We start from the raw sequence: 8,327 nt of genomic DNA, 5'->3' as shown, positions 1-8,327 counted from the left end.
ATCGATCTCGCGTACACGAACCCGTTCAGCCACACCCAGAAGTCTGAAACGATCACGCCGACCGAGAGGAGACCTCGATCGGCGTGTCGTCACAAAAAGGGCAAACGTGACCGGCTACGGCACTAGAGACCGGCGCGCTGGGCATCAAGGGCGGGCAGGTCACGCCCGAGATCCGCGCCCGACTCCTGCCTCTGATGTTCGAACACATCAACTTCCACGGCTTCTATCCGTTCAACCGCCCCGAAGTGAGCGGAGGACTGCGCGAGCTTCGCGATCCCGCCGCCGATGAGGAGGAATGAGGTCCATGGGTGAGCCGCGCGAGGGCCTTGGAACGACGGCCGATCAGGCGGCCGCGGGCTGGGCGATCGCCCGGACGTGCCAGCGGCGCGGTGCCCGTCCGGGCGATGTCAGCAGGCGCTACTGAGGTGGGAGGAAGGGTGAGCCGAACACCGAGTCGGCGATCTGGCTGCAGACCGGGTACCAGTTCCAGTCGCAGTTGATGTTCACTGAGACCAGGCGTCGGGCGTCAGGAGTACCCATGGTGAAACTGGCGGTGCCCAGCTCCACACCGGCCACGATGTGGAGCGTGCGGCCGTCGGCCAGCGCCCATTGACTCACGCCGGTGCCGTAGCGGGTGTTGGGCAGCCAATCCCTGGTGGGGACCGTGCTCCACATCGTGCGATGCTGCGCCGGCGGCAACAGCGAGCCGGTGATCATCGCCTTGGCGAACCGGAGCATGTCGCTGGTGGTCGAAACTACGCCGCCCGCGGCCCACCCCCAGATAGTCCTGTCGGTGACGTCGACCGGATCGGAGTCGGGGCCTTCCATCAGCGACTCGTAGTTGTCGGGCGTGAGGCTTGCAGGGTCCACGCCGTCCTTGATGAACTGCCTGGTGTAGACCCTGGCGTGCGGTCCCCGGAACTGCCGCTCGTCGAGGGCCCGCGCATAGGTGCCGGTCAGTCCGAGCGGCTGGACGACCGTCCGGTCGACCTCATCCTCGTAGCTTCGCCCGGTCGCCTTCTCGATGATTGCCCCGGCGAGGTGGTAGCCGCCGTTGCTATAGGCGAAGTCCGAACCCGGCGCATACAACGGAGGAATGGCCATCTGGAGCTTCAGCAACTCCTCGACGGTCCAGACGTCATAGCGGTGTGCGGCGAACCCGGGCCGGGTGTGGTACTTGCGCGCGATCTCGACGTTCAGGCCGGTGATCCCCAGGCCGCTGGTGTGGGTCAGCAGCTGGCCGATGGTGATCTGACGGCCGTCGTTGCCGTTGCCGCGCACTACGCCGGGCAGCCATTGCTCCACGGTGTCGGTGAGGCTCAGCCTGCCCTCGGCCTCCAGCGTCAGCATCGCGGCGGCGGTGAATGCCTTGGCGCCGCTGCCGATGGTGAACTGCTCCCCGGGCTCGCGGCGGCGGCCGGCCTCAAGGTCGGACAGTCCGGCCGACCCGGTCCAGGCGCCATTCTCGTCCTGCATCGCGGCGACGACGCCGGGCGTGCCGTACTCGGCCACCGCGCTGTCGAGCACCTGCTGCACGTTCTTGATGATTGCCATCGCACTGCCTTTCGGGATGTTTCTTCGTTACGTCCTCCACGATGTTCGGTAGCTCTGACAGGCCTCTTATATCTCTCTTCCAACCGGCACCGGCTGGCTGTAAGGCGCTCTCAGCCCACCGGATAGCCTGTCGGGCATGCGGATTGAGGTGCTGGGGCCGGTTCTGGCGTATGCCGACGACGGCGCGCCGATCGACCTGGGCGGCACCAGGGTTCGCGCACTGCTGGCCAGGCTGGCACTGGCCGGGAACGAAGTGGTATCGGTCGATTCGCTGCTCGACGGCCTGTGGGGGGACCACTCCTCCGGAGGCACCCTCAACGCGTTGCACGCGCTGGTGCACCGCCTGCGCAAGGCCCTGGCCGGGGCTGGGGTGGTGGAGACGGTGGCCGGCGGGTATCGCCTGCGCGTGCGCAGCGAGCAGGTCGACGCGGTCCGCTTCGAGGAACAGGCCAAGCGAGGCAGCCGCGAACTGGCGGCGGGCGCTGCGCAGCTGGCGGCCTCGCTGCTGGAGGAGGCGCTGGCGCTGTGGCGGGGGGAGGCGCTGGCCGACGTGCGCGACATTCCTTTTGCCGGTACGGCTGGCGCCCGCCTGGACGAACTGCGCATCGGGGCTCTCGAAGACCGCTTCGAGGCGGAGCTACGGCTTGGCCACCACGGCGAGATTCTGGTCGATGTGGAGGCGGCGGCCGCGGCCCATCCGCTCCGGGAACGACTGGCCGGGTTGCGCATGCGAGCCCTGCACGCGGCGGGCCGCCAGTCCGATGCGCTGGCCGTGTTCGAAGGGGTCCGCGGGACTCTCGCCGAGGAGCTGGGCGTCGACCCCTCCGAAGAGTTGCGCAAGACGCATCTCGCCGTGCTGCGGGGTGAGCTGGAGATCCCCGAGGCGGAACAGGTCCGGCCGGAGGCGGTGCGAGGCCGTCTGCCGGCCCAGCTGACCCGCTTCGTCGGCCGCGAGGACGAGTTGAGGTTGCTGGCCGGGTTGTTGGAGTCCTCCCGGCTGGTCACCGTCGTGGGGCCCGGAGGAGTGGGCAAGACCCGGCTGGCCGTGGAGGCGGTGAGCCGGCATCGGGTCCATCAGCGCGGCCGGGTCTGGCTGGTTTCCCTGGCCGCGGTGGACACGGCCGACGGGCTGGTGGAGGCGGTGCTGAGCACGATCAGCCTCCCCGGAGCCCAGCCGGCCGGCACGCTACTGGAGCGGGTGGTCAACCTGCTCGCCGGTGGTGAAGGCGTGCTGGTTCTGGACAACTGCGAACAGATCTCCGGAGCCGTCGCGAAGTTCGCCGGGCGGTTGCTGGAGCGCCAGCCGGACCTGACCATCCTGGCCACGAGCCGGGAACCGCTGGACGTCATGGGTGAGGCGCTGTGCCGCCTGGGACCCCTCGGCCTCCCCCCGGCGCACGCAGATCGTGATCGTGCCTCCGCATCGGCCGCGGTGCGGCTGTTCCTCGACCGGGCGGGAGCCGTACGACCCGGCTTCGCACTGGACGCGTCGACCGCGCGGCCGGTCGTGGACATCGTGCGCCGGCTGGACGGGCTGCCGCTCGCCCTGGAACTGGCCGCGGCACGCCTGCGGACCATGAGCGCCGAGCAGATCGCCCGGCGGCTGGATGACCGCTTCCGGCTGCTCAGCACCGGTAACCGGACCGCCCAGCCCCGCCAGCAGACGCTACATGCGGTCATTGAGTGGAGCTGGGATCTCCTCACCTCACAAGAACGCACACTGGCCGCCCGGATATCGATATTTCCGGCGCGGACGGGTATCGCTGCGATCGAAGCGGTCTGCGCGGATGAGACGCGTCCCGCGGACGAGGTCGTCTACCTCCTGGACTCCCTGGTCGACAAGTCCATCGTGGAGCGGGCCGGCGACGGCTACCGGATGCTGGAAACCATCCGGGCACACGCGGCGGGGAAGCTCCGGCTCGCAGGAGGGACCGACGCCGTCCTGCGTGGGCTCACCCGGTACTTCGCGGACCTGGCCGACGAACACGAGCCGCTGCTGCGCTCGGACAAACAGGCGGAGTCGCTGCGGCTGTTCCAGGCCGAGTACGACAACCTGATGTTCGCCCTGCAAACGGCCATCAAAAGCGGCGACGCCTCGGGCTCCGCCCGGATTCTCGGGCCGCTGTACTGGTACTGGGTCATGCACCGCTACGACGCCCGCGCCGAGGCCTACGTCGCCAAGGTCGCCGAGTTCGGCGACGCGCTGCCCGCGGACGCCCGGGCCGCGTTCACCGCGATCCATCTGATCGTCGGCTCGGGCGAGCCGCTCACCGACCGGCTGGGCGCGCTCATCGACGACTGCGTGCGCACCGGCGCTCTGCGGCGTTACCCGATGCTGCTGACGATCGTGCTGGTGATGGCACCGCTGCTCGGGCTGGATGAGCTGGCCGAAAGGGAGATCGCCCGAGTACGCGGCGGCTCGGACCGCTGGGCGATCGCCTGCACCTTCATGATCGAAGCCATGCGCCATCGCGAACAGGGCGACCGGGAAAGCTCCACGACCGCGATGACCACGGCACTGCACGCGTTCGAGGAGGTCGGCGATCGCTGGTGGGCGGCCAAGGCGCTGTACGGCCTGGCGCAGAACCACGCCATCGCCGGTGACCACGACCAGGCGATCACCGCCTACGAGGACAGCCTCGCGATCGCTATCGACCTCGGCTCGCAGGACGAGGTCTCGAGTCGGCTCGGGCTCGCCAACGAACGCATGCGTGCCGGCGATCTGACCGGCGCCAAGCGCGACATCGACACCGCCGAACGAGCGGCCTGGCAGCGTGGCCAGCCGGCGCTGGAGATCGAGGTGCTCGGCATCCTGGCCGAGCTGTACCGCCGCTCCGGAGAGGTCGAACGCGCTGATCAAGAGCTCGATCGGATGGAGACGCTCACCCACAAGCTGCCCCTGGCGGCCGAGCACGCAGACAATCGGCTGCTCCTCGCTCGGGTGGCCAACCTCCTCACCGCCGGGAACGCCGTACGCGCCCGCGAACTACTGCCCCGCGCTGTCTACGCGGCGCAGGCGAACATGGACGCCCCCTTGGCCGCTCAGCTCCTGGCCAGGCTGCTGTTCCTGGAGGGCGACCCGACCGGTGCGGCCACCGCGCTCGGCCTGAGCCAGGCTATCCGCGGCACCTTCGACCACGGCGACACCGAGCTGCGCTCGCTTGCGGAGGCGCTCGCGGAACGGCTCGGCCGTACCGACTACGAAACCGCCTACCAACGAGGGGCCGACCTGACACCGCACAAGGCCACCGACAGGCTGATAACAATGGCGGGCGCTTCACCTTGACCTGCTTCCAGTGAGATTCCAGTGGCGTCCGTCGGGGCGTGCGGACAACGTCACATGGAGTAGGAACTGTGCCGCACATCGGACTGAGATCCACAGGGGCCGCCCTGTTCGCCGTCGCCACGGTTGAGGTGTCCTATGTCGATGGGGCCGGTGTTCACAGGGCTGGCCCGCTCTCACTGCACTGGGATGCGGCGTTCGAGGCGAGGCGCCCGTGCGGGCGTTTCGCAAAGCAACACGGTTTTGCGAGGTCATTTCCCTGCTGCTATGCGGCGACGAGATTGATCTCGTCTTCGTCGACCAGGGGCAACACCATCAACGGACTCCAGCGTGAACTGGACCGACGTGGCGACCAGCTGGCCGAGTCCGGACTTGGTGCAGTCCTGAACGATCTGAGTCCACGTCTGATCTGGCAAGAGACACGGGCAATCCTCCACGTGGACGGCACACCACCGGGAACGGCGACAGGCTCGTTCGCGCGAACTTCTGAGAATAACGTTTCTCGGAAGTACACTCCCGTAGTGACTTCCGAGAATCCGGTCCAGGACGGATCACAACCCCCCGGAACAACTTCCGAGAACACGAAGTCAGCCGCGGACGCGGCACGGCCGAAGCAGCACGGCGCCCGCCCCACCCCGCTGCCCGTCGGCTACCAGCAGACGCTCGCCGACTACAGCGCCGCGCTGGAGCAGGTGCCGCTGGCCGCCGACACCCGCCGCACCTACGCTTCGCGCGTGCGGATGTACCTGGCCTGGCTCGCCGGGCGGCCCGCCGCCCTGAACGGTGATCCGCTCACCGATCGCCGCGCCCGCGACTGGGCGGTACGCGACTACCGCCACTACCTGCTGCGCGAGGCCGACCCCAAACGCTCGGTGCGCTACGTCAACAACGCCCTGGCCGCCCTGGACGACTTCCACGTCCGGCGCGGCCTGGGCAAGGCCGACATCGGCCGCGAGGACATCCCCAAGACCGCGCCCAAGGCGATGAACGCCCCGGCCCAGATCCGCTGGCTGCGCGCCATCGAGGACTGGCCGCACCCCCGCGACCGCGCCCTGGCCCTGCTGCCCTTCTACGCCGGGCTGCGCATCGGCGACGCCGTCGCCCTCGATGTGCCCGACGTGCGCCTGTCGGCCCGCAAAGGCGTGCTGACCGTCTACGGCAAGGGCGGCAAGATCCGCGAGGTGCCCGTCCACCCCCAGCTGCGCCAGCCCCTGACCGACTGGCTGGATGCGCGCCGCTCCTGGCCCGGCGCCGCCACCCAGCGGGCCCTGTTCCTCAACCGACGCGGCGGGCGCTTGTCGGCCCGCAGCGCCTCGGCCGTCTTCACCGCCATCGCCCAGGCCGCCGACCTGGAGGACCCCACCACCGCCCACATCGGCCGCCACACCTTCGTCACCCAGCTCATCCGCGGCGGCGAGGACCTCGTCACCGTCGCCGAGATGGCCGGCCACGCCCGCCTCGACACGCTGCGCATCTACAGCCAGCCCACCAACGACGACAAACAAGCCGCCCTGCGCCACCTCATCGTTGACCGCTAGCCAACTTGGGCGAGATGACCACCAATCCAGACGACACCAAACCCGCCAAGCACAATCAACAAGCTCAAAGCCCCGGCACCCACACCGTGCCCGTCCGGCCCGACGGCTGGCCGGACTGGCTCGGCCGACGCCCCATGACCAGCGACGACAGGACCAAGATCCGCAAAGCTATCGAAGACGGTCTCCCCGATGGGCCGCTCACCGAGTGCGGCCCGTTCCTGTGCTACCTCACCATCGACGGTCTCGACCGCACGGATCCACGCAAGCTCATCGCGGTCCGCGGCCGTATCCATGCCGCCGCCCGTACCGCGGCCGAAGGCTGCCAGACCGTCTACCACGCCACCGAGACCACCATCACCATCGGCATCCGCGGACCCGACGCCGCCGAACGCATCAACCAACTCCGTCACGCCTTGACCAAACTCATCACCAAACACGGCTGGACCACCCGAGAAGAACCTCGCTGACCTGCGGCTCAACGCTTATCGAGAAATCTCGTTGAGATATGACCACGACCCCTTACCAGTTCCCCTGGCCACCCGCACACCACGCTCGACCTCGGCGGCGCCCTCGGCGCCGGCGAGCCCATTTGCTCTCGCACCGTTGAAAGGACCTCGATGCTGTCTCTTTCCGATTACCTGCCCACGACACTGCGTGACTCGGTTCAGCCGCTCACGGACCAAGACCTGGGTGTGCTCCGCTTCTCGACCTCCGCCTGCAGCGCCCACACGAGCTCGGCGTCCCTACCAGGCCATGACCACTTTCCGACAGGAGGTTGATCGAATGTATGGTCGAACGCCTCTGATCCGGCTAGCCTGGCGTGCCATGGCGATCACGGAGGAGACGATCAAGAGGCTGCGGGCCGCGGCAACCGCTGGGGACCCCGACGCCGCTCGCGAGTTGGGCCGTCTGTTGTGCATGCTCAGGAGCGACTCCCTGGAGCATCTCATGGACCCGCGGTTCCTCCTCACACGGCCGGAGGAACCGTGGCTCCGGGCCGCCCTACATGCCCGTCCCAACGATCGGCTCGCCGCCGTCCTGCTCGCTGGTCGACTCCTCCAGCAGATCGCCTACTGGAAGATCGATGACGACAATGCGAACGCGCACGGCGAGGACGAGCACACCCTCGCACGCAGGCGGGACGAAGCACACGCCCTCTACACGCAAGTGTTGAAAGCCGCCCCCGACAACCCTGCCGCCCGCGCCGGAATCGCCGCCCTGAACGCATGGACCGACAACAGCGACGACACCGGCGTGCTGGAGAAGGACCCGCCCTTCTCGTACTACGAGCTCAATCTCGACCTGGGCTCAGGCTCGTTCCTCCATTCCGAGAGGGTCGTCACCACCCATCCGGACGAAGTCCGTTGGGCCTGCTCCTGGCTCCTAGCCCCGGTGTTGGCGGAGGTGCAAGAGCCTCCCTTCGGCGTCGATCTGACCCTCTTCACCTACTTGGATGGGCGGTTCGACGGCATCATCCGTCTCGACGAGCATCTCAACGCCGACGGCACGCTCGGATGGGATGCCATCAAGATCCCGCCGCTGACCGGTGAGCCGCTCCCGGCGGGCCACCCGGTCGGTATACGCCACTACGGCTACTCCTGCGACTGGGGATAAAGTCATTCAGACACAGGCCTAGAGCCGGGCCATTCGCCGGATCGGAAGATGGCCTACAGCCTCAAACTCTGCGTCCTGATCGCCTCCGGAGACTTCGAGGCCTACTGGGCCTATCACCTCGATCGCGAACAGCACCGCGTTCGCCAAGCCCGTCACTAGGACAAATACGCCCTTGCCGCCTGATCACCACGGTCACTCAGCCGGAGCTGCAGGGACTGTACGGTTTTCGGTGTAACTCCTGATCAAGGAGAACGCACCTGATGAGTACTGTGATCCAGGCATCGACGGAGATCGACCTGGAGGACGCCGCAGTGGCACGCAAGGAGCCCAAGGACGCA

At 68.0% G+C, this 8,327-nt stretch carries 5 protein-coding genes; 4 read left to right on the top strand and 1 reads right to left on the bottom strand.

The annotated features are described in order from the left end of the window. Positions 1 to 417 precede the first annotated feature (417 nt). On the bottom strand, positions 418 to 1,554 hold the full coding sequence (locus ACTWPT_RS59160) for a serine hydrolase domain-containing protein (protein WP_397000425.1): 1,137 nt from the start codon (positions 1,552 to 1,554) through the stop codon (positions 418 to 420). A gap of 136 nt (positions 1,555 to 1,690) precedes the next feature. Here ACTWPT_RS59160 and ACTWPT_RS59155 point away from each other — a divergent pair, with 136 nt between their 5' ends. The 4 genes from ACTWPT_RS59155 (at position 1,691) to ACTWPT_RS59140 (ending at position 7,989) form a co-directional block, all read left to right on the top strand. Then, positions 1,691 to 4,840 (top strand): BTAD domain-containing putative transcriptional regulator, encoded by a 3,150-nt coding sequence (locus ACTWPT_RS59155; RefSeq protein ID WP_443186333.1) that lies wholly within the window; start codon positions 1,691 to 1,693, stop codon positions 4,838 to 4,840. Between the two features lie 518 nt (positions 4,841 to 5,358). Beyond that, positions 5,359 to 6,375 carry a tyrosine-type recombinase/integrase gene (locus ACTWPT_RS59150; RefSeq protein WP_443186332.1) on the top strand — a complete coding sequence of 339 codons (1,017 nt, stop codon included), beginning with the start codon at positions 5,359 to 5,361 and terminating at the stop codon, positions 6,373 to 6,375. Between the two features lie 14 nt (positions 6,376 to 6,389). Next, positions 6,390 to 6,842: a hypothetical protein gene (locus ACTWPT_RS59145; RefSeq protein WP_443186331.1), complete on the top strand. Its 453-nt coding sequence runs from the start codon at positions 6,390 to 6,392 to the stop codon at positions 6,840 to 6,842. A gap of 358 nt (positions 6,843 to 7,200) precedes the next feature. Continuing rightward, positions 7,201 to 7,989 carry a hypothetical protein gene (locus ACTWPT_RS59140; protein WP_443186330.1) on the top strand — a complete coding sequence of 263 codons (789 nt, stop codon included), beginning with the start codon at positions 7,201 to 7,203 and terminating at the stop codon, positions 7,987 to 7,989. The last annotated feature ends 338 nt before the right edge of the window (positions 7,990 to 8,327 follow it).

The sequence above is a fragment of the Nonomuraea sp. 3N208 genome, assembly GCF_052245935.1.
Taxonomy (GTDB): domain Bacteria; phylum Actinomycetota; class Actinomycetes; order Streptosporangiales; family Streptosporangiaceae; genus Nonomuraea.
This window is presented reverse-complemented; position numbering and strand designations above follow the sequence as displayed.

What these genes read in the sequence shown, in the direction of transcription:
- ACTWPT_RS59155 (WP_443186333.1), top strand. Translation starts at nt 1,691, where the DNA reads ATGCGGATTGAGGTGCTGGGGCCGGTTCTGGCGTATGCCGACGACGGC.
- ACTWPT_RS59140 (WP_443186330.1), top strand. Translation starts at nt 7,201, where the DNA reads ATGGCGATCACGGAGGAGACGATCAAGAGGCTGCGGGCCGCGGCAACC.
- ACTWPT_RS59160 (WP_397000425.1), bottom strand. Translation starts at nt 1,554, where the DNA reads ATGGCAATCATCAAGAACGTGCAGCAGGTGCTCGACAGCGCGGTGGCC.
- ACTWPT_RS59145 (WP_443186331.1), top strand. Translation starts at nt 6,390, where the DNA reads ATGACCACCAATCCAGACGACACCAAACCCGCCAAGCACAATCAACAA.